This window comes from Streptomyces sp. NPDC026672, from assembly GCF_040638185.1.
Classification (GTDB): domain Bacteria; phylum Actinomycetota; class Actinomycetes; order Streptomycetales; family Streptomycetaceae; genus Streptomyces.
Genome location: NZ_JBEZXS010000001.1, coordinates 370,015 through 390,841 on the forward strand (window position 1 = coordinate 370,015; position 20,827 = coordinate 390,841).

Consider the following 20,827-nt stretch of genomic DNA (forward strand, 5'->3'; position numbering starts at 1 on the left):
GCGCGGCCCCCCTGCGCCGGTCAGGGGGGCCGTACGGGAGTTACTTGGCGAGATGGTCCGGGCCGAAGGCCTGGGGCAGCATCTCCGACAGCGGGACGACGCCCGCCGGGGTGTCGAGCAGCAGATCAGGGCCGCCGAACTCGTAGAGCAGCTGGCGGCAGCGACCGCACGGCACGAGCAGCGCGCCCGTGCCGTCCACGCAGGTGAAGTGGGTGAGCCGGCCGCCCCCGGTGCGCTGGAGCTCCGAGACGAGCCCGCACTCGGCGCACAGGCCGAGCCCGTACGAGGCGTTCTCGACGTTGCAGCCGGACACCGTGCGCCCGTCGTCGACCAGGGCCGCCGCGCCGACGGGGAAGCCCGAGTACGGGGCGTACGCGTGGGACATCGCGTCCCGCGCCCCGGCGCGCAGCGCCTCCCAGTCGACGTCGGCGGTCGGGGTCACGTGCCCTGTCCCTTCCGGTACGGCAGACCGTCCGCCTTCGGCATCCGCAGGGACTGCGCGGACAGCGACAGCACGAGCAGGGTGACGATGTACGGGGTGGCCGTCACGAGCTGGCGCGGGACCTCGTTCGTGGTGGCGTACCAGACGAACATCAGGGCCGAGATCACCAGGGTGACCAGCGCGGGGACGTACCGCTTGCGCCAGGCGAGGTAGGCCGCTCCGAACACCAGCAGGATCGCCAGCAGCAGGATCAGCGCGTGGACGTTCACCGTGCCGCCGCGCAGGTTGAGGCTGTCGGTGTAGCCGAACAGGCCCGCGCCGAGGGCGAGGCCGCCCGGCATCCAGTTGCCGAAGATCATCGCGGCGAGGCCGATGTAGCCGCGGCCCGCGGTCTGGCCGTCGAGGTACACGTTCGAGGCGACGATCGACAGGAAGGCGCCGCCGAGGCCGGCGAAACCACCCGAGATGATCACCGCGATGTACTTGTACTTGTAGACGTTGACGCCCAGGGACTCGGCCGCGACCGGGTTCTCGCCGCAGGAGCGCAGCCGCAGGCCGAAGGCCGTGCGCCACAGCACCCACCAGGTCAGCGGGACGAGCGCGACCGCGATCACGGTCAGCGGGGAGAGGTCGGTGACCAGACCGCCGAGCAGGCCCGCGACATCCGAGACCAGGAACCAGTGCTTCTGGTTGAGGGTGTCGAGCCAGCCGGACAGTCCGGGGATGTCGAAGGTGCCCAGCGAGTCGATGGGCGGGGACTGCTTGGCCGAGCCCTGCGGGGCGTCGGCGAAGGTGAACTTCGACAGGTAGCGGGTGGCGCCGAGCGCCAGGATGTTGAGGGCCACACCGGAGACGATGTGGTTGACGTTGAAGGTCACGGTGGCGACGGCGTGCAGGGCGGCGCCCAGCGCGCCGCCGATGATGCCGAACGCCACACCGGCCCACGGGCCCCACTGGTAGCCGGCCCAGGCGCCGAACCAGGTGCCGAGGATCATCATGCCTTCGAGGCCGATGTTGACGACGCCGGAGCGCTCGGACCACAGGCCGCCGAGGCCCGCGAGGCCGATCGGCACGGCCAGGCGCAGGGCCGTGGACATCTGGCCGGTGGAGGTGATGCCGTCCGCGCCGGTGATCAGGCGGACGATCGAGGTGAGCACCAGCACGCCGGCGATGACGAGCAGGAGCACGGGGAGCGAGAGCCGGCGGCTGCCCCGGCCGGGCTGCTGCGTCTGCGGCTTCGCGACGGTCGCGGTGGTCATCGGGCCGCCACCTCCTTCTGGGTGTTCTGGGCGGCGGCCGCGGCCAGTTCGGCGCCGACCTGGCGCTGCTGGCGGCGCAGACCCCACTGGCGTACGGCCTCGTACGAGATGACGACCGCGAAGACGATCAGGCCCTGCATGATCGTGGCGATCTCCTTCTCGTACGCCACCGGGGTCGCGTAGTCGAGGGCGGGCGAGGCCTTCTCCAGGAAGGCCCAGAGCAGGGCGGCGAGGGCGATGCCGCCTGGGTTGTTGCGGCCGAGCAGGGCGATGCCGATGGCGGTGAAGCCGACGCCCGTGGGGAAGCTCAGGCTGTAGGTGTGGGTGTCGCCGAGCAGCAGCGGCAGGCCGGCGAGGCCCGCGACGGCGCCGGAGATCAGCATGGAGATCAGCACCATGCGCTTGGCGTTGACGCCGGAGGCCGCGGCGGCGGACTCGGAGGCGCCGGTGGCGCGCAGGTCGAAGCCGAAGCGGGTGCGGTTGAGGGCGACCCAGTACAGGACGCCGAGCAGGACCGCGAGGAAGACCAGGCCGTAGATCTCGCCGACGTCGGCACCCAGGTTGATGCCGGGGAACCAGCCGGACTTCGCCATGACGCCGGTCGTCATGTTGTTGCCGACCTGGACGCCCCAGACGTCGGCGAGGGTGATGTAGCCGATGAGGGCGGTGGCGATGGAGTTCAGCATGATCGTCGCGACGACCTCGCTGACCCCGCGGGTGACCTTGAGGACGCCCGCGATGCCGGCCCAGAAGGCGCCGGTGAACATGGCGGTCAGCAGGAGCAGCGGGATCTGGAGGACGCCGGGCAGGGCCACGTGGGCGCCGACCACGGCGGTCATCACCACGGCGAGCCGGTACTGGCCGTCGACGCCGATGTTGAACAGGTTCATGCGGAAGCCGAGGGCAACCGCGATGGCGGCGATGTAGTACATCGACGCCTGGTTGACGATCAGCACCTGGATGTCGGAGTAGGGCAGCTGCTCCAGCATCAGGCTGTACGGCTCGATCGGGTTCTTGCCGGACGCGACCAGCACGATCGACGTCAGCACGATCGCGAGGACGAGCGCGATGACCGGGCCGGCCACCGCGAGGAGCACCCGCTCCTTGTTGAACTTCTTCATCGGGCCTCGTCCTCCGGACCGGCGGCTTCCGCGTTGTCGGAAGGGGATTCCACGTGCTCGAGGTGACCGGAGGCGGCGCCGGTCATGGCGGACCCGAGCTCCTCCGGGGTGATGGTGGCCGGGTCGGCGTCGGCGACCAGACTGCCGTTGTAGATCACCCGGAGGGTGTCCGACAGGCCGATCAGCTCGTCGAGGTCGGCGGAGATCAGCAGCACGGCCAGGCCCTCGCGGCGGGCCTCGCGGATGCGGTCCCAGATCTGCGCCTGGGCGCCGACGTCCACGCCGCGCGTGGGGTGGGCGGCGATCAGGAACTTGGGGGCGTGGCTCATCTCGCGGCCGACGATCAGCTTCTGCTGGTTGCCGCCGGACAGGGAGGCGGCGGTGACGTCGATGCCGGGGGTGCGGACGTCGTACTCCTCGACGATCCGGCGGGTGTCGGCCTGGGCGCCCTTGGGGTCGAGCCAGAAGCCCTTGGCGTTGGGCTTCTCGGTGACGTGGCCGAGGATGCGGTTCTCCCAGAGGGGGGCCTCCAGGAGCAGGCCCTGGCGGTGGCGGTCCTCGGGGATGTAGCCGACGCCGGACTCACGGCGCCTGCGGGTGGGCCAGGGCGTGATGTCCTCGTCGAGGAAGGTGATCGTGCCGGAGTCGGCGTTCTTGAGGCCGATCAGCGCGTCGATCAGCTCGGTCTGGCCGTTGCCCTCGACGCCGGCGATGCCCATGACCTCGCCGGCGTGGATGGTGAAGGAGACGTCGTCGAGGACGCGCTTGGCCTCGCCGGCGCCCGCGAACTCGGTCAGGCCCTCGCCCGCGGGTTCGGCCTCGACGCCGAGGGAGGTGCCTGCGGCGTAGACGGTGAGGCCCTTGACCTCGACGACGGCGCGGTCGGTGACGGTGGACTCGGCGGTCTCGGGGGTGGGCAGCTCGCTGCCCACCATCATCTCGGCGAGCTGGCGGGGGGTGGTCTCGGCGGGGACGGCCGTGCCGACGGTGGTGCCGCGGCGGATGACGGTGATGTCGTCGGCGACCGAGAGGACCTCGCCGAGCTTGTGCGAGATGAAGATGACGGACAGGCCCTCGGACTTGAGCTCGCGCAGGTTGTCGAAGAGCGCGTCGACCTCCTGCGGGACGAGGACGGCGGTGGGCTCGTCGAGGATCAGGGTGCGGGCGCCGCGGTAGAGGACCTTGAGGATCTCGACGCGCTGGCGGTCGGCGACGCCGAGGTCCTCGACGAGTTCGTCGGGGCGTACGCCGAGGCCGTAGCGGTCGGAGATCTCCTTGATCTTCTTGCGGGCGCCGCCGCCGATGCCGTGCAGCTTCTCGCTGCCGAGGACGACGTTCTCCAGGACGGTGAGGTTGTCGGCGAGCATGAAGTGCTGGTGGACCATGCCGATGCCGCGGGCGATGGCGTCGGCCGGGGACGAGAAGGCGACCTGCTCGCCGGCGACCGCGATGGTGCCCTCGTCCGGCTTCTGCATGCCGTAGAGGATCTTCATGAGGGTCGACTTGCCCGCACCGTTCTCGCCGACCAGGGCGTGCACGGTTCCCTTCCGGACCGTCAGGTGGATGTCGTGGTTGGCCACGACACCCGGGAATCGTTTGGTGATCCCCGCCAGCTCGACCGCGACTGTCGACTCTGCGGTGAGCGGAGGGCTGCTGGACGCGTCGATGGCGCACTCTCCTCGGGAAAAGGGCCGCTCTACGCGCGTAGCGTCCCTGCTTTACATACTGCTCGGACCCGATCGATCTCGTTGAAATCCCGATCCGTTCCGAGCATTCTGCCGCGCGAACGGGGCGCGGGCAGGTGATCCTCCCCGTGCCCCGTTCAGTAGCGGTTACGGTGTTGTCACGGCCCGGATTCGGCCATGGTCACGACCGGCCGCCGGTGGGCGGCGCGGCCGTGGTCGCGCCGTGCGTCAGGAGGTCTTCACCTGGATGGAGCCGTCCTTGATGCCCTGCTCCGCCTTCTCGACGGCGGCCTGGAGGTCGGCGTCGCCCTTGAAGGCCGGGTTGGACTCGGAGATGCCCACGCCGCCCGACTTGAGGTCGCCGCGGATATCGCCCGACAGCGGCTTCTTGTCCTTGAGGACGGACTTGGACAGGTCGTACACCGCGCCCTCGACGTTCTTGAGGGCCGAGGTCAGGATGTAGTCCTTGTACTTGGCGAGCGCGGACTGCGCGTACTGGTCGGAGTCGACGCCGATCGCCCACACCTTGTGCTCGGCCGCGGCCTTGATGACGCCCTGGCCGGACAGGCCGGCCGCGTGGTAGACGACGTCGGCGCCGGCGTCGATCTGGCCGTTGGCCGCGTTCTCGCCCTTGTCGGGGCTGGAGAAGCCGCCCTCCTGGGCCGTCTCGGTGAGGTACTGCTTCTCGATCTTGATCTTCGGGTCGACCGACTGGGCGCCCTGGACGAAGCCCGCCTCGAACTTGTGGATCAGCGGGACGTCCACACCGCCGATGAAGCCGACGTGGTGCTTCTTGGAGGCCTTGGCCGCGGCGACGCCGGCGACGTAGGAGGACTGCTCCTCGTGGAACACCATGTCGGCGACGTTCTTCGCCTGGACGGTGTTGTCGTCGATGATGCCGAAGGTCACCTTCGGGTACTTCGCGGCGACCTCCTTCACCGCGGGGGCGTAGGAGTAGCCGACGCCGATGATCGGGTTGTAGCCCGACTTGGCCAGGGTCTCCAGGCGCTGCACCTTGTCCGCGTCCGTCTCGCCGTCCTGCGGCTCGATGTCCCTGCCGCCGACGCCGAAGTCCTTCTCGGCCTTCTGGAGGCCGGCGAAGGCCGCGTCGTTGAAGGACTGGTCGCCCTTGCCGCCGACGTCGTACGCCAGGCCGATGCCCTTGGACGTACCACCCTTCGCGGCGGAGGACGAGGTCGACGAGCTTCCGCAGGCGGAAACCGTGACGGCAAGGGCCGCGGTTGCAACGCCTGCAACCGCGATACGGGACACCCGGCGCATGGAACGAGACTCCTTTGTGCAAGCGCCCATACCAGGCGCTGGTTCCGCGGCAGCGTAACGCGCGTAGACCAGACGGAAAACCCCTTCTGTCCGGTCCGTTATCGAGCTGTGGCCACACTCACGCCCCAAGGTTACGGACAGCAAGACGCCCCTCGCACGAGGCGAGGGGCGCCGGGTCCCGGGCACCGCGGGTCGGGCCCGCGGATGCCGCCAGGTGCCGGTGGATCACTGGGTGTTGACGGTGATCTTCCCGGAGATGATGTCCTGCTTCGCCTGGTCGACCGCGGTGACGACGTCGGTGAGCGCCTTGTACTTCGGGTTGGAGTCGGCGAAGCCCACCCCGCCCGACTTCAGGTCGCCGCGCACCTCACCGCTGAGCGGCTTGCCCTCGTACACGGACTTGGTCAGGTCGTAGACCGCGCCGCCGACGTTCTTGAGGGCGGAGCCGAGGATGTAGTCCTTGTACTTGGCGAGCGCGGACTGCGCGTACTGGTCGGAGTCGACGCCGATCGCCCACACCTTGTGCTCGGCCGCCGCCTGGATGACGCCCTGGCCGGAGAGACCCGCGGCCTGGTACACGACGTCCGCGCCGGCCTCTATCTGGCCGTTGGCCGCGTCCCTGCCCTTGTCGGGGCTGGAGAAGCCGCCCTCCTGGGGCGTCTGGGTCAGATACTGCGACTCGATCTTGATCTTGGGGTTCACGGACCGGGCGCCCTGGTCGAACCCGGCCTCGAACTTGTGGATCAGCGGGATGTCCACACCGCCGATGAAGCCGATGTGGTTCTTCTTGGTCGCCTTGGCCGCCGCGACGCCGGCCAGGTACGAGGACTGCTCCTCGTGGAAGACCATGTCGGCGACGTTCTTCGCCTGGATGGTGTTGTCGTCGATGATGCCGAAGATGAGCTTCGGGTACTTGGCGGAGACCTCCTTGACCGCCGGGGCGTACGCGAAGCCGACGCCGATGATCGGGTTGTAGCCCGACTTGGCGAGCTGCTCCAGGCGCTGGACCTTGTCCGCGTCGGACTCGCCGTCCTGCGGCTCGACGTCCCGCCCGCCGATCTTGAACTCCTGCTCGGCCTTCTGGAAGCCCGCGAAGGCGGCGTCGTTGAAGGACTGGTCGCCCTTGCCGCCGATGTCGTACGCCAGGCCGATGCCCTTGCCCGAGTACTTCCCGGACTCGGAGCTCGACCCGCCGGACTCCGAGCTGGACTTGCCGCACCCGGCGGCCGCGAGGGCGACGACCGCGACGGTCACCGCAGCTTGGGAGAACCTCGTCCTCCGCGAATTCAGACGCACAGCAAGCACCCTTCGTCCCCACGGCGCCGTCACCGGGCCGCTGTCCCCGACCGCCGCACACGGTGGCGATTTCGGCGCACAGTAACGCGCGTAGAAGAGGAGGGGAACGGGGTTGCTCCCCGCCGTTACCGAACCGTGCCGCCCGCGCGTTACGGGCGGGCGCCGCGCATTACGCCGGGATGACACAACCGGACGAAGGGGCACCGAACCGGCGCCCCCTCGTCCCCGGTGTCAGCGCTCCGGGTGCAGCAGGGCGGCGGCGGTGAACATCTCGACGCCCACCGTGATCGCGTGCTCGTCGGCGTCGAAGTCGCCCTGGTGCAGGTCGCGCACGGTGCGCTCCCCCGGCCTGCGCACCCCGAGCCGGGCCATGGCGCCCGGGACGTGCTCCAGGTACCAGGAGAAGTCCTCGCCACCGAGGCTCTGCTCGGTGCCCTCGACGGAGTCGGCGCCGCGCCGCAGGGTCATCGCGTCCCGCAGCAGCTCGGTGACCGCGGCGTCGTTGACGACCGGCGGCACACCGCGCACGTAGTTGATCTCCGACTTGGCGCGGTGCAGGGTGGCGACCTCGTCGACGGCGGCGTGCACCACGTCCGGGGCGGTGCGCCACGCCTCCAGGTCCAGGCAGCGCACGGTGCCCGACAGCTCGGCGTGCTGCGGGATCACGTTCGGCGCGTGGCCCGACTCGATGCGCCCCCAGGTCACGGCGAGCCCGCTGCGGCTGTCCACCCGGCGGGCGACCAGGGCGGGCACGTCGACGGCCACCCGGGCGGCGGCGGTGACCAGGTCGGTGGTCAGGTGCGGCCGGGCGGTGTGGCCGCCGGGGCCGTCCAGGGCGATCTCCAGCCGGTCGCAGGCGCTGGTGATCGCGCCCGTGCGCAGGCCGATCCGCCCCGCGTCCACCCGGGGGTCGCAGTGCACGGCGATGATCCGGCCGACCCCGTCGAGCACCCCGCACTCGATGGCGTCGGCGGCGCCCCCGGGCAGCACCTCCTCGGCGGGCTGGAACAGCAGCCGCACGGGGCGGGGCAGCAGGCCCTGGCGGTGCAGGTCGGCGAGGACGAGGCCGGCGCCGAGGACCACGGTGGTGTGCACGTCGTGGCCGCAGGCGTGCGCGCGGTCGGCGACGGTGGAGCGGTACGCGCACTCGCTCTTGGTGTCCGGGATCGGCAGGGCGTCGATGTCGGCCCGCAGCGCCAGCATGGGCGCGTCGGGCGCCTCCCCCTCGTCGAGACCGATGTCGCACACGAGTCCGGTTCCGAGGGCGAGCACGCGTGGGCTCAGGCCCGCCTGCTCCAGCCGGGCCTTGATGGCGGCCGTCGTGCGGAACTCCTGGTTGCCGAGCTCGGGGTGCATGTGGAGGTCGCGCCGGAACGTGACGAGTTCGGCGTACAGCGCCTCGTCCAGCACGCCGGGGAGCGCTGCTGCCCCGGGGAGATCATCGGCCTCGGACTCTGGGGACATCAATTGGTTCACCCTCTGAAGGGTAGGACGTCAGGCCGGTCGGCCGACCTGCGATCAACAAAACTTCAACCTGTCAGGGCAAGAAAATCCGACCGTCGACGCATAGCTGACAACCGAGATGGGTACACTCGCCCGGCTTCCGGCCGGATGATCATGAAACCCCTCTCCTACCACTCCAACGGATACCACGGGGCGCCTGCGTCACGCTGAGACAGTCCACCCACCGAAACCCCCCAGCCATCCGCCCGCAACCGGACCGCACCCGTCCGGCACTTGGCCCCCGGTAGCCTCCGCCCCCGTGACCGAGCCTTTTCTGAGTACCACCCGTATGTCCTACGACAACATCGCCAAGGACTACGCCGCCCTGCACCCCGACGGGATGGCCGCGCACCCGCTCGACCGGAGCCTCCTCGGGGTCTTCGCCGAGCTGGTCGCGGCCAACTCCTCCGCCCCGGTGGCCGACCTCGGCAGCGGACCCGGCGGTGCGGCCGCCCGGCTGCACGCGCTCGGGGTTCCCGTGTTCGGGATCGACGTGTCGCCCCGTATGGTCGCCCTCGCCAGCGAGACGCACCGCACGCTGCGCTTCCACGTGGGCACGATGACGTCCCTGGACCTCCCGGACGAGAGCCTGGGCGGCATCCTCGCGGCGTACTCGACCATCCACGTGCCGGACGAGGCCCTGCCGAAGGCGTTCGCGGAGTTCCACCGCACCCTCGTCCCCGGGGGCCACGTCCTGCTGGCCTTCCAGACGGGCGCGCAGGACGGGGGACGGCGCCTCACGGAGCGGTTCGGACGCGAGATCGAGCTCGACTACCACTGGCGGACCCCGGAGACGATGGCGGCCCACCTCGAAGAGGCGGGCCTGTTCCCCCGCACCCGCATCCTGCGCGAGGCCCACGACCCGGAGACGATCCCCCGGGCCTTCGTCTTCGCCCAGAAGCGCTGACCCGGAAGTGAACCAGGAGTGATCCCCGGCCCGGCCACCCGGCCGGGCCGGGACCGACGGGCCGGGCCGGGCCGACGGGGGTGGCTACGCCGCTCCGGGGGCCGCCACCGCCGCCAGGTGGTGGACGTCGCGGGCCGTTCCCGTGACGCCGGACAGGAAGCCCTGGGCGCGCGGCGAGGCGTGCGCGGTGAGCCAGGCGGGGTCGATGTCGCACACGGCGACCCTGACCCCGGTGCCGGCCAGCGCCAGCGGCAGGGTGTGCACGACCGTCGACGGGAAGCTCAGGACGGTGCTGCCGATGGGCCCGCGCCGGGCGATCAGCTCCAGCGGCAGGTCGGGCCGTACGATCTCCAGCCCCGTCTCGGCGGCGAGCCGGTGGAGCTTCTCGGTGCTCTCGCGCCGGTGGGCGAAGTAGCGCGTCGCCCCGTGCGTCTTGGCCAGCGCCCGGACGGCCTCCAGATACCGGTCGCCGTCCACCACCCCGGTCTCGACCAGGGACGTGCCGACCATGTCCGCGCCCTTGGTGATGCGCGGGGGCCCGAAGCGGGCCCGGGTCCAGCCGAAGTCGTTGGCGCTGACGGTCACGTCCTTCGGCGTCTGCTCCATCGGCATGGAGGAGAACACCTCCACCCGCCGGCCGCCCCGGGGGGTCAGCCTGCGCCGCGCGGAGGACGAGACCGGCGCGAACAGCAGATCGCGCGCGCCGGGCCGCCCGCCCTTGCGGTGCCAGCGCACCAGGCGCTCGCCGCGGGCGAGCTGGGCGACGAACTCCATCGTCGCCGTGCCGTCGTCCACGACGACCAGCTCCTTGGCACGGGTGATCGTCAGGAGCAGCTGCACGTACCGGGAGAACGGGTCGCCCATGACGACCCGCTGGGCCCGGCGCAGCGCCCCGGCGAGTCCGCCGATGGTGTGGAAGGGCGCGGTCGCACCACCGCGCGCCTCCTCCCAGCGGACCTGGTGTCCCTCGTCCCGGGCCAGGTCGGCCATGCGGCGCAGCTGGCCCCGGGTCATGGGGTCGGTCGGGGACAGCACGACGACGAGGAGCTCCGCCGCACCCCCCGGCAGCGCGTGGAGGTGCGCCCACTCCAGCACGTTGAGCAGCTGGACCGGGCTCTCCACGAAGGCGAGCGTGCGGGGGGTGGAGCCGGCGTGACCGGCGCGGGGGCTCATCGACGTACGACCGTCCCGTCGTCGTAAGGCGTTAAGGACACGCGGTGGTGCTCGGTTGTTCGGACCGGCGTCAGACGCCGAGGGGCTCGCCCGCCGCGGCCGCGATCTCGGCCTCGGCGACGGCACCGGCGACACGGCGCAGCTTCTTCATCGGGCCGAGCTCGGAGTCGTAGACCTTCTTGACGCCGTCGCCCAGGGATGCCTCGATGATGCGGATGTCGCGCACGAGGCGCTGGAGGCCCTGCGGCTCGACGGAGGCGGCCTGGTCGGAGCCCCACATGGCGCGGTCGAGGGTGATGTGGCGCTCGACGAAGGTCGCCCCTAGCGCGACCGCGGCGAGGGTGGTCTGCAGACCCGTCTCGTGGCCGGAGTAGCCGATCGGCACGTTCGGGAACTCCTGCTGGAGGGTGTTGATGACGCGCAGGTTCAGCTCCTCCGCCTTCGCCGGGTAGGTCGAGGTGGCGTGGCACATGAGGATGTTGTCGCTGCCGAGGACCTCGACCGCGTGGCGGATCTGCTTCGGGGTCGACATGCCGGTGGAGAGGATGACCGTGCGGCCGGTGGCGCGCAGCGCCTTCAGCAGCTCGTCGTCGGTCAGCGACGCGGACGCGACCTTGTGGGCCGGGACGTCGAACTTCTCCAGGAAGGCGACGGCCTCGGTGTCCCACGGGGAGGCGAACCAGTCGATGCCCTTCTCCTTGCAGTAGGCGTCGATCCGGGCGTAGTCGTCCTCGCCGAACTCCACACGGTGGCGGTAGTCGATGTAGGTCATCCGGCCCCAGGGGGTGTCGCGCTCGATGTCCCACTGGTCGCGCGGGGTGCAGATCTCCGGGGTGCGCTTCTGGAACTTGACGGCGTCGCAGCCGGCCTCGACGGCCACGTCGATCAGCTTGAAGGCGTTCTCGAGCTCACCGTTGTGGTTGATGCCGATCTCGCCGCAGACGTAGACGGGCTTGCCCGGGCCGACCTCACGCGTACCGAACGTGCGCAGACGGGAGTTGGTGCTCATGGCAGGTGATGTCCTTACTGGGTGAGGGAATCGAGAGAGGGGCCGAGGATCCAGCTGGCGATCTCTCGGATCGCGCCGTCGCCACCGGGGACGGTGGTGACCGCGCGTGCGGCGCCGCGCACGACGTCGTGGGCGCTCGCGACCGCCACGGGCCAGCCGACGAGGGCGAAGCACGGGAGGTCGTTGACGTCGTTGCCGACGTAGAGCACGCGCTCCGGCGCGATGCCCTGGTCCTCGCACCACTGTTTGAGGGCGAGGTCCTTGCGGTCGATGCCGTGCAGGACCGGGATCTTGAGTTTCCGGGCCCGGGCGGCGACGACCGGGTTCTGTTCCGTGGACAGGACCAGCATCCGGAGGCCGCTCCTGCGGAGGGCCGCGATGCCGAGTCCGTCCCCGCGGTGCACGGAGACGAATTCCTTCCCGTCCGCGTCGATCAGCACCCGGTCGTCGGTCTGGGTGCCGTCGAAGTCGAGGACGACCGCGTCGATGTCGTCGGCGGTCGGCAGGGCGCCGATGGGGGGCCCCCCGCTCGAGTCGGTTCGAGAGTGGGGGAGGTCCGCGTCGAAGAGCGGGGCGAGGGCGCGGGCGCGTGCGAGGTCGTGCGGGTCGTCGACCTCCAGGACGCGGGCCGGGTCGGTGCGGACCAGCTCGGTGCGGCCGAAGAAGCGGTGCCGCTGCTCGCGGAAGCCCTTGGCCTCCATGGCGTAGGCGGCGCCGGTCTCCAGCAGGTCCTGGGGGCGGTCCTGGCGGCGGGGGCGGAACGACTTGTCATGGTTGACGCCGTAACCGCCTTCCGTGGTCGTGCTGTTGGCGACGGTGACCGACCCGCCGACGGCCGCGGTGGTCTCGGGGGCGACGGGTGCCGGGTCGTCGCCGGCGTCGCGCCAGACGAAGCCGTGGAAGGGCGCCACGGTGACGGCGGTGTCGGCGCCGTTCTCGACGACCGCGCCGGCGACGCCGTCGATGTCCTCGCGCAGGATGAACGGGCTGGTGCACTGGACGAGCAGGACGACGTCCACGGACGCCCCGTGCAGGGCCTCGTGGGCGTCCATGGCGTGCAGGACGGCGGCCTCGGAGGTGGCGGTGTCGCCGGCGATGGCGGCGGGGCGCAGGACGACCTCGGCGCCGGCCAGGCGGGCGGCGTCGGCGATGGCCTGGTCGTCGGTGGAGACGACGACGTCGGTCACCAGCCGGGCGGCACGGCACTCGCGCACGGCGCGGGCCACCAGGGGCGCTCCGCCGACGGGGGCGAGGTTCTTCGCGGGAACGCCCTTGGAGCCACCGCGGGCCGGGATCACCGCGAGGACCCGGCGCACCTCGGCGCCGTGCCCCTCTTCGGGGTGGGACATGGGTTCTTCTCCTTGACGCGACTTGCGCTGGCGCGGCTCACGCGGCCGGTGCGGTATCCGCTCGCTCACAGCTCCCCCATGCGCCGGATCACCGGGGCGACCCGCTGGACGCCGTGGCGGTAGGCGCCGCGGGCGGCGCGGCGCACGATCTGGCGCACGGGTCCCGGCGCCTTGTCGGCGGCGGGCGCCCCGGGCAGCGGGGAGCCGTCGGGACCGAGGTGGTGGCGGGCGAGGATGCCGGGCAGATAGCCGGGCGCGCTCTCGGTGGTGTAGTAGGGGTTCAGGGGCGGCAGTCCGCCGGGGCGGCCGAGCAGCTTGGTGATGCGCTCGCGCGCCGCGTCGAAGGCGGTGCCGTACGATCCGTCGGCGGCGACGCCCTGCCGGGAGACCCACTCCGCGTCGGGCACCGGGCGGTGTCCCTCGTCGAGCTGGTTCCAGGAGGCGAGGCAGCCGGAGCCGACGAAGTGGTGGTTGCCGAGCGCCTCACGCACGCCGAGGTCGCTGAGGACGACGGTGGGGATCCGGCGGTGCAGGGATTCGAGGGCGGCGGTCGAGCTGACCGTGACCAGGAGGTCGGTGCGGTCGAGGACCTCGCCCATGTGCCCGTACACCAGGCGGAAGTTGGCGGGCAGGTCCTTGCCCTGGACCAGCTTCTGGTAGGGGAGTTCCTCGATGTGGGTGGTGTGCTCGCCGGGCTTGGAGCGCAGCTTGAGCAGCACCTCGCGCTCGGGGTGCCGGCGGGCGTGCTGGATCAGCCGGTCGAGCAGGTACGCCCGGTCCTTGCGGCTCTCCGGCACGGAGGGCTGGGCGGCGAACACGACGGTGTACGGCTCGTGTTCACCGGTGTAGGGCGCGCCGCCGAGGAACGGCAGGGCGACCTCGGTCACCGACGAGGCGTCGGCGCCCACTCCCTCGTACACGGCCCGGAAACGGTCCGCGTCCTGGCGGGAGTTGGCGAGGACGAGGTCGGCGCCGTGGCGCAGCAGGAGTCCGTCGGCGAGCTTCTCGTAGACGACACCGACGTAGCCGGTGACGACGACGGGCCGCTCGGCGCGGTCCTCCCACACACGCCCCAGTCCGTGCAGCATGGCCTGCACACCGCCGCCCACGAGGGCGAGGACGAGGACGTCGTACTGCTCGTCGGCGTCCCGGTCCATGGCGCGCAGGAACTCGACCGCGGTCACCTCGCGCAGGGAGTCGGCGTGGACGCCGACCTCCCGCAGCTGGCGGGCGGTGGGCGTGGCCCGGCCCCGCAGCAGGTATCCGTCGAGGCGGAGGTCCGTGGCGGCGGAGTCGTCGGAGGCGATGCGGCTCGCGGTGAGCGCGCCCCACTTCCACCGGGTGTCGGAGTCCGCGAGGACGGCGACCCTGAGGGGCTTCGTAGCACTGGCTGGCACATCCAAGACGCTAGGAAGGCATTCCTAGGTTCTGCCCAACCCGAATGCAACAAACGGTTAACAGCACATCGCCGAATGGCGAATCGAGCCGGGAACGGGCCCGGAAAAAGCCCGGTTCACAGCTTCGCCACGTGCCGTTCACCTCGTATCAAGGCGGCAGTCAGGACTAATCACGGGCGCCGCCCTAACGTCCACTGCGTGGTCAAGCTCTCCGTCATCGTGCCGTTCTACAACGTGCAGCAATACGCCCCAGACACGCTGAGGAGCCTGCGCGCGAACGCGCGTGAGGACTTCGAATTCATTCTCGTCGACGACTGCTCGCGCGACGGGACACCCGAGATTCTGGCGCGCGCCGAACGCGAGCTGCCAGGCGCGGTCCATGTCAGACACGAGCAGAACGGGGGGCTGGCCACCGCGCGCAACACCGGTATCGACCGGGCGCGCGGCGAGTACCTGACCTTCCTGGACGGCGACGACTGGCTCGCGCCGGGCTACTACCAGCAGCTGGTGTCCGCCATGGAGGACCTGGGCTGCGACTTCCTGCGCACCGACCATGTGCAGTGCACCGCGCGGGCACGTGCCGTGCACCGGGTGCCGCACGGCCGGCGGGGGGTGGTGATGAACCCGCGGGACGCGATCCTGCCCGCCGACCGGTCGACCTCGGTGGACTACGCGTACGCCTGGGCGGGCATCTACCACCGCCGGCTGGTGGACCGCGGTCTGCTGCACTTCACCGACGGGCTGCGCACGGCCGAGGACCGGCCGTGGATCTGGAAGCTGCACCGGGAGGCGGAGTCCTTCGCCGCGGTGAGCATGCTCGGGGTGTTCTACCGGCGGGGCGTGGCCTCGTCCCTCACCCAGATCGGCGACGTCCGCCAGCTCGACTTCATCCGCGCCTTCGACCAGGTCGTCGAGGAGACCGCACGGGACCCCCAGGCGGACCTGCTGCTGCCGAAGGCCGTGCGTACCTATTGCGCCATCATTTCCCATCATCTGGGATCCATCGAAAGGTTCGAGCCCGCGGTGGCGAAGAAGCTGAAATCAATGAGCGCCGCGGCGCTGCGGCGCATGCCGCAGGGGGTGCTGGAGGAGGCGCTGGACTCCATGGACGTCCAGCGCGCCTCGAAGCTGCGCCGGCTGCGCCGCCGGCCGGCCTCCTCGGGGGTCGCCGCGTGACCACCCAGATCTTCCAGGCGTCGACGCTGTACGGCATGGCCACGCTCGCCGCCGCCCTGGACTCCGGCGCCTTCCACCCCTCCGACCGGCGCATCCTGCTGGTCTGCAACAACGCGGCCACCCCCGAGACGACGCCGGGCCCGGACGAGATGCCCGGCTTCGAGCGGCTGCGCGACCGCTTCGACGAGGTGATCTCGTACAACGAGACCATCTTCCCCTTCCACCCCGGCGGCTGGGCCCCGCGCCAGGACGACTTCCCGCTCTGGGAGAGGTTCCTGCGGCTGGAGTGGCGGCTGGGCGACGAGGAGGTCGAGTTCGCCGTCGAGTCGATCCAGGTCAACCCGTCGCTCGCGCTCACCCAGATCTTCACGGGCGCCCCGGTCACCGTGTACGCGGACGGCCTGATGAGCTACGGCCCGACCCGCAACAAGATCGACCCGCTGGTCGGCACCCGGGTGGACCGGCTGCTCCACCTCGACCTGGTGCCGGGGCTGGCGCCGCTGCTGCTCACGGAGTTCGACGTCCCGGCGGAGCTCGTGCCGACGGCCGCCTTCACCAAGGTGCTCGCCGAACTCACCGGCAGCGGCGAGGGGTTGCCCGACGTCGAGGAACCCGCCCTGCTGCTGGGCCAGTACCTCTCCTCGCTCGGCATCCTCACGCCCAACGAGGAGGAGGACCTCCACGTCCGCATGCTCAAGGGTGCCGTCGCGCTCGGCCACGACCGGGTGGTGTTCAAGCCGCACCCCACGGCACCGGCCCGGTACGCGCGCACGCTGGAGCAGGAGGCCGAGAAGCTCGGCGCCGAACTGACGGTCCTGGACAGCCCGGTGCTCGCCGAGGTGCTGTACCAGCGGATGCGCCCGGCGCTCGTCGTGGGCTGCTTCTCCACGGCGCTGCTCACGGCGTCGGCGCTGTACGGGCTGCCGACCGCGCGGGTGGGCACGGAGCTGCTGCTGGACCGGCTGACCCCGTTCGAGAACAGCAACCGCATCCCGGTCACCGTGGTCGACGCGCTGCTGCCCGAGGTCACGGACCGCGCCGCGGTCACCGAGCGGCGCGGGGGCATGGAGGTCGGCGAACTCGGCGCGCTGGTGCGGGCGGTGGGCTTCGCGATGCAGCCGAAGATCTACCCGTCGCTGCGCTCCGAGACCGAGGCGTTCCTGGCCCGCCGGCTGAAGCCGCAGACCCTGCGCTACTTCAAGCGGCGGCGGCTGACGTCGCTGGCCCTGCCGGGCGGGGTGCCGTCCCAGCTGGCGTTCCTGCCGCGCAACGCCACGGTGCGCCGCATGGCCCGCAAGGCGAAGTCGCTGCGCAAGGTCACGCGCCGCTGAGGTACGCCACCGCCGACACCCCGTTCCCCTGCCGGTCACGGGCGCTCCGTCTCGTCGTATTTCTCCCGAGAACGACGACGCGGAGCGCCCCTTTTGGTTGCCCCGAGTTCGGGGGAAGAGATCGGGAATCCCGTGCGGCGCGGAGGTGAACCCTTGGGGACGGATCGGCAAAGCGGGATTCCATCGAACAGAAGTGCTCGGGGCGAGTCCTAGGATTTCGTTGACGATCCTCCTTCGACCCGGACATTCGGTCAGGAGCGCGTACGACACAACCCGCGGTGTACTGCGAGGGGTACCAGCGTGACCGAAACGGTCGTGACCACACCGAATCCGCACAACGGCACATCCGTGCCCGAATCCGCCGCCGCGGCCGAGGCGCCGAAGGCGAAACGCCCGGGCGGCCGGCTCCGCGCACTGGACGGGCTGCGGCTGCTCGCCGCGCTGATGGTGGCGTTCTACCACTACGGCGGCCGCGGCGGACCGGTCGGCGACGCCTGGGGCACCTCGCCCCAGCAGCAGTTCCCGACCCTGCACACGGCGTTCTCCTACGGCTGCCTCGGCGTCCAGATCTTCTTCGTCATCAGCGGATTCGTCATCTGCATGAGCGGCTGGGGCCGCCCGCTGCGCTCCTTCTTCGCCTCCCGCGTCTCGCGGCTGATGCCCGCGTACTGGGTGGCGGTGGTGCTGGTGACGGCGGTGTTCGCGCTGCCCGCGGTCGCCTACAGGACGGTGTCGCCGAGCGACGCGCTGGTGAACCTGACGCTGCTCCAGGAGCCGCTGGGCATCGACCGGGTGCTGGGCGTCGACTGGACGCTGTGGGCGGAGATCCGCTTCTACGCGCTGTTCGCGCTGCTCGTCGTCCTGCCGGGCGCGAGCCGCCGCCGGGTGATCCTGTTCTGCGCGTGCTGGATCATGGCCGCCGCGATCGCCCAGGGCGCCCACCAGCCACTGCTCGACATCGTGCTGATGCCGGAGTACGCGCCGTTCTTCGTCGGCGGGATCGGCCTCTACCTGGTCCACCGCGACCGCGGGGACGCCCTCGCCTGGGGCATCGTCGCCGTGAGCTTCCTGATCGGCCAGCACTACGCGGTGCGCAGCCTGTGGAACGCGACCGACCCGAACGCCTTCGCCCACCGCACCTCGTTCGGCATCATCGCGGTCATCGCCTTCGGCTTCCTCGCCGTCGCCGCGATCGCGCTGGGCTGGCTGGACTGGGCCAACTGGCGCTGGCTGACGGTCGCGGGGGCGCTGACCTACCCGTTCTACCTGGTGCACGAGCACCTGGGCTGGGTCGTCATCCACGCGCTGCACCGCGGTCTGCACCTGCCGTCGGCGGTGACCTTCACCGCGACGCTCGCCACCATGCTGCTGCTGGCCTGGCTGCTGAACCGCTTCGTCGAGGACCCGCTGACCCCCCGGTTGCGCAAGGCGCTCAACCAGGTCCGCTGACCGGCCCCACGCCTCCCCGGCTGCACGGGCCCGCCGAAGGAGCCGTGCCACCTCCACCCGAGGGCGATTCGCCCAGGTGCCGGTGGCACGGCTCCTTCGTCCTGGGGACAACCGCCCGTTAGGCGCAGCCTGCCGCGGCGGGCGCGGGTAGGCGTCCGGGACCATGGCACCGATTTCCCCCGCTCTCGCCCCGGCCCCCGCCCCCGCTCCCCCGTCCGTCCCCGATCCGCCCGCCCCGGACGAGCGCCGCGGGCGGCTGCTCGCCCTCGACGGCATGCGGCTCGTGGCCGCGCTGATGGTCTGCCTCTACCACTACGCGGGCCGCGGCGGCACCGTCTCCGCCTCCTGGCACCAGACCCCCGCCCGGGAGTTCCCGGCCCTCGCGCCCGTGGCCGTCTACGGCTGTCTGGGCGTGCAGTTCTTCTTCGTCATCAGCGGCTTCGTCATCTGCATGAGCAGCTGGGGCCGCGGCCTCGGCGACTTCTTCCGCTCCCGCGTCGCCCGGCTCTACCCCGCCTACTGGGTCGCGCTGGTGCTGGTCACCGCCGCCTCCCTCGCCCTGCCCGCCGTCCTCGCACCGGTCCGGCTCGACGAGTTCCTGGTGAACACGGCCATGCTCCAGATGCCGTGGGGCGTGCCCCGGATCCTCGGCGTGTGCTGGACGCTCTGGGTCGAGGTGCGCTTCTACGCCCTGTTCGCGCTGCTCGTGGTCGTGCGCGGGGTCACCTACCGCCGGGTGGTGCTGTTCTGCTGCGGCTGGACGCTCGCCGCGGTGATCGCCAAGAGCGCCCACAACGAGCTGACCGAGCAGCTGGTCATGCCGGACTACGCGCCCTTCTTCGTCGGCGGTCTCGCCCTCTACCTGATCCACCGATTCGGCGGCGACCTGCTGCTGTGGGGCATCGTGGCCGTCTCCTGGGTGCTCGGGCAGAGCGGCGCCACCCGCGGGCTGTGGCAGCCCGGCGCGCACGGCGACTTCCACCGGGACCCGAGGATCATCGTGCTCGTCCTCACGCTGTGCTTCCTCGCGGTGGCGGCCGTGGCCCTGGGCTGGACGAGCCGGGCGGCCTGGCCCTGGCTGGGCACGGCGGGGGCGCTGACGTACCCCTTCTACCTGGTGCACGAGCACCTGGGCTGGTTCGTCATCCGGGTGCTGCACCGGGACCTCGGGCTGCCGCCGTGGCCGACGCTCGTGGTGACGGTCCTCGGGATGCTGGGCCTGGCCGCGCTGATCCACCGCTGGGTCGAGAAACCGCTCGGGCCACGGCTCAGGAAGGGGTTGCACAAGACGAAGTTGGGCTGCCGTTCACCTCGTCTTGGGTTTTGAAGAGGGTCCCGGGGAAGGCACCGTGGTGGCCTTGGCCCCGTACAAGGCCCCCACAGGTGTCCCACAAGCCGCCGCATCGAGGGAGTGTCTCCTCCGCATGGCCACCATCCAGGAAACGATCCGACCGCCCCGGAGTCTCGACGACGTCCCCGGCTGGTTCCCCGTGCTCGACCAGATGCTCTTCGAGTGGTTCCTGACCCGGCAGGAGACCTCGGGAATGCGGGGCGATCTGCTCGAGGTCGGGGTCTACATGGGCAAGAGCGCCATCTTCACCGGCCCGCACCGCCGGCCGGGCGAGGCGTTCACGGTCTGCGACCTCTTCGAGGGCGACGCCCCCGACGACGCCAACCGGGCCGAGTCGACGAAGTCCTACCACCGGCTGACCCGGCGCGTCTTCGAGGACAACTACCTCGCCTTCCACGACGAGCTGCCGCGCGTCCTCCAGGGCCCCAGCTCGGTGGTGCCCGACGAGGTCGCGCCGGGCTCCTGCCGGTTCGTGCACATCGACGCCTCGCACCTGTACGAGCACGTGCGCGGCGACATAGCGGCGGCCCGCGAACTGCTGGTGCCCGAAGGGATCGTGGTCCTCGACGACTTCCGCTCCGAGCACACGCCCGGGGTGTCCATCGCCACCTGGGAGGCCGTGCTCAACGGCGGTCTGCGCCCGCTCTGTCTGAGCACGCAGAAGCTGTACGGCACCTGGGGCGACCCCGAGCCGGCGCAGCAGGAGCTGCTGGCGATGGTGCGGGAGCGCACGGACTGCGGTCTGAGCGTCCAGCAGGCCGCCGGTCACACCATCGTCCGGCTGAAGTCGAAGGGCATGCAGGCCCCGCCGTTCCCGCCGTCCCGGCACCACGTGGCGGAGCCCGAGCCCGAGCCCGAGCCCGCGGGCACGCTGGACGCGGTCCCCGCCCAGCCGACCGCCCCGCCCACCCCGCCCCGCCGCCGCAGCCGGGCCCGCCGCCTCGCCGTGGACCTGCTGCCGCCGATCGTCACCCGGGCGCTGCGCAACGCCCGGCCGGGCCGGGCCTAGGGCGTGTTTCGAAAGTCCCGCCTGGCCCGCGACGCCTGGCACGCACACTCGCTGCGTTGTCGGAACGCCCAAGTACATCCAGTACGAGG

The 20,827-nt window shown here is 71.2% G+C and carries 17 protein-coding genes; 6 read left to right on the top strand and 11 right to left on the bottom strand.

All coding sequences use genetic code 11. From position 1 onward, the window contains the following. Positions 1-40 precede the first annotated feature (40 nt). The 7 genes from AB0F77_RS01615 to AB0F77_RS01645 form a co-directional block, all read right to left on the bottom strand. On the bottom strand, positions 41-442 hold the full coding sequence (locus AB0F77_RS01615; protein ID WP_361939586.1) for a cytidine deaminase: 402 nt from the start codon (positions 440-442) through the stop codon (positions 41-43). Continuing rightward, the gene (locus tag AB0F77_RS01620) at positions 439-1,701 is read right to left on the bottom strand and encodes an ABC transporter permease (protein WP_361939589.1); all 1,263 of its coding nucleotides are present in this window, start codon (positions 1,699-1,701) and stop codon (positions 439-441) included. Before AB0F77_RS01620 ends, AB0F77_RS01615 begins: the two co-directional genes overlap by 4 nt. After that, complete coding sequence (locus AB0F77_RS01625; RefSeq protein WP_361939592.1) at positions 1,698-2,822, bottom strand: ABC transporter permease; 1,125 nt, start codon at positions 2,820-2,822, stop codon at positions 1,698-1,700. The genes AB0F77_RS01620 and AB0F77_RS01625 overlap by 4 nt, the downstream gene beginning before the upstream one ends. Beyond that, on the bottom strand, positions 2,819-4,489 hold the full coding sequence (locus tag AB0F77_RS01630) for an ABC transporter ATP-binding protein (protein WP_361939672.1): 1,671 nt from the start codon (positions 4,487-4,489) through the stop codon (positions 2,819-2,821). Before AB0F77_RS01630 ends, AB0F77_RS01625 begins: the two co-directional genes overlap by 4 nt. Positions 4,490-4,735: 246 nt before the next feature. Then, the gene (locus AB0F77_RS01635; protein ID WP_361939595.1) at positions 4,736-5,788 is read right to left on the bottom strand and encodes a BMP family ABC transporter substrate-binding protein; all 1,053 of its coding nucleotides are present in this window, start codon (positions 5,786-5,788) and stop codon (positions 4,736-4,738) included. A 225-nt stretch (positions 5,789-6,013) separates the two neighbouring features. Next, positions 6,014-7,042, bottom strand: coding sequence for a BMP family ABC transporter substrate-binding protein (locus tag AB0F77_RS01640; RefSeq protein ID WP_361939598.1), 1,029 nt, complete (start codon positions 7,040-7,042; stop codon positions 6,014-6,016). 273 nt (positions 7,043-7,315) lie between these two features. Then, complete coding sequence (locus tag AB0F77_RS01645) at positions 7,316-8,548, bottom strand: amidohydrolase (RefSeq protein ID WP_361939601.1); 1,233 nt, start codon at positions 8,546-8,548, stop codon at positions 7,316-7,318. A gap of 298 nt (positions 8,549-8,846) precedes the next feature. On the opposite strand from AB0F77_RS01645, the gene AB0F77_RS01650 reads away from it, so the two are divergent. After that, positions 8,847-9,494 carry a class I SAM-dependent methyltransferase gene (locus AB0F77_RS01650; RefSeq protein ID WP_361939604.1) on the top strand — a complete coding sequence of 216 codons (648 nt, stop codon included), beginning with the start codon at positions 8,847-8,849 and terminating at the stop codon, positions 9,492-9,494. Positions 9,495-9,578: 84 nt separating this feature from the next. Here the strand turns inward: AB0F77_RS01650 and AB0F77_RS01655 are convergent, their stop codons facing one another. From AB0F77_RS01655 to AB0F77_RS01670, 4 genes are all read right to left on the bottom strand, one after another. After that, the gene (locus tag AB0F77_RS01655) at positions 9,579-10,667 is read right to left on the bottom strand and encodes a hypothetical protein (RefSeq protein WP_361939607.1); all 1,089 of its coding nucleotides are present in this window, start codon (positions 10,665-10,667) and stop codon (positions 9,579-9,581) included. 70 nt (positions 10,668-10,737) lie between these two features. Next, positions 10,738-11,676, bottom strand: a complete 939-nt coding sequence (locus tag AB0F77_RS01660) for an N-acetylneuraminate synthase family protein (protein ID WP_361939610.1) — start codon at positions 11,674-11,676, stop codon at positions 10,738-10,740. Positions 11,677-11,690: 14 nt separating this feature from the next. Beyond that, positions 11,691-13,025, bottom strand: a complete 1,335-nt coding sequence (locus AB0F77_RS01665; protein WP_361939613.1) for an N-acylneuraminate cytidylyltransferase — start codon at positions 13,023-13,025, stop codon at positions 11,691-11,693. 65 nt (positions 13,026-13,090) lie between these two features. Next, positions 13,091-14,422 (bottom strand): DUF6716 putative glycosyltransferase, encoded by a 1,332-nt coding sequence (locus AB0F77_RS01670; protein WP_361939616.1) that lies wholly within the window; start codon positions 14,420-14,422, stop codon positions 13,091-13,093. Between the two features lie 198 nt (positions 14,423-14,620). Between AB0F77_RS01670 and AB0F77_RS01675 the strand changes: the two genes are divergently transcribed. The 5 genes from AB0F77_RS01675 to AB0F77_RS01695 all read left to right on the top strand — a co-directional run bounded on the left by AB0F77_RS01675 (position 14,621) and on the right by AB0F77_RS01695 (position 20,738). Further along, entirely contained in the window at positions 14,621-15,598 is a 978-nt protein-coding gene (locus AB0F77_RS01675) for a glycosyltransferase family 2 protein (protein ID WP_361939619.1), read from the top strand. Continuing rightward, complete coding sequence (locus tag AB0F77_RS01680; protein ID WP_361939622.1) at positions 15,595-16,929, top strand: alpha-2,8-polysialyltransferase family protein; 1,335 nt, start codon at positions 15,595-15,597, stop codon at positions 16,927-16,929. Before AB0F77_RS01675 ends, AB0F77_RS01680 begins: the two co-directional genes overlap by 4 nt. A 348-nt stretch (positions 16,930-17,277) precedes the next feature. Further along, positions 17,278-18,378: an acyltransferase gene (locus tag AB0F77_RS01685; RefSeq protein WP_361939675.1), complete on the top strand. Its 1,101-nt coding sequence runs from the start codon at positions 17,278-17,280 to the stop codon at positions 18,376-18,378. Positions 18,379-18,541: 163 nt separating this feature from the next. Further along, positions 18,542-19,705, top strand: a complete 1,164-nt coding sequence (locus AB0F77_RS01690) for an acyltransferase (protein WP_361939625.1) — start codon at positions 18,542-18,544, stop codon at positions 19,703-19,705. A 97-nt stretch (positions 19,706-19,802) separates the two neighbouring features. Then, the gene (locus AB0F77_RS01695) at positions 19,803-20,738 is read left to right on the top strand and encodes a class I SAM-dependent methyltransferase (protein ID WP_361939628.1); all 936 of its coding nucleotides are present in this window, start codon (positions 19,803-19,805) and stop codon (positions 20,736-20,738) included. The last annotated feature ends 89 nt before the right edge of the window (positions 20,739-20,827 follow it).

What these genes read in the sequence shown, in the direction of transcription:
- AB0F77_RS01620 (WP_361939589.1), bottom strand. Translation starts at nt 1,701, where the DNA reads ATGACCACCGCGACCGTCGCGAAGCCGCAGACGCAGCAGCCCGGCCGG.
- AB0F77_RS01625 (WP_361939592.1), bottom strand. Translation starts at nt 2,822, where the DNA reads ATGAAGAAGTTCAACAAGGAGCGGGTGCTCCTCGCGGTGGCCGGCCCG.
- AB0F77_RS01635 (WP_361939595.1), bottom strand. Translation starts at nt 5,788, where the DNA reads ATGCGCCGGGTGTCCCGTATCGCGGTTGCAGGCGTTGCAACCGCGGCC.
- AB0F77_RS01645 (WP_361939601.1), bottom strand. Translation starts at nt 8,548, where the DNA reads ATGTCCCCAGAGTCCGAGGCCGATGATCTCCCCGGGGCAGCAGCGCTC.
- AB0F77_RS01655 (WP_361939607.1), bottom strand. Translation starts at nt 10,667, where the DNA reads ATGAGCCCCCGCGCCGGTCACGCCGGCTCCACCCCCCGCACGCTCGCC.
- AB0F77_RS01660 (WP_361939610.1), bottom strand. Translation starts at nt 11,676, where the DNA reads ATGAGCACCAACTCCCGTCTGCGCACGTTCGGTACGCGTGAGGTCGGC.
- AB0F77_RS01665 (WP_361939613.1), bottom strand. Translation starts at nt 13,025, where the DNA reads ATGTCCCACCCCGAAGAGGGGCACGGCGCCGAGGTGCGCCGGGTCCTC.
- AB0F77_RS01690 (WP_361939625.1), top strand. Translation starts at nt 18,542, where the DNA reads ATGGCACCGATTTCCCCCGCTCTCGCCCCGGCCCCCGCCCCCGCTCCC.
- AB0F77_RS01695 (WP_361939628.1), top strand. Translation starts at nt 19,803, where the DNA reads ATGGCCACCATCCAGGAAACGATCCGACCGCCCCGGAGTCTCGACGAC.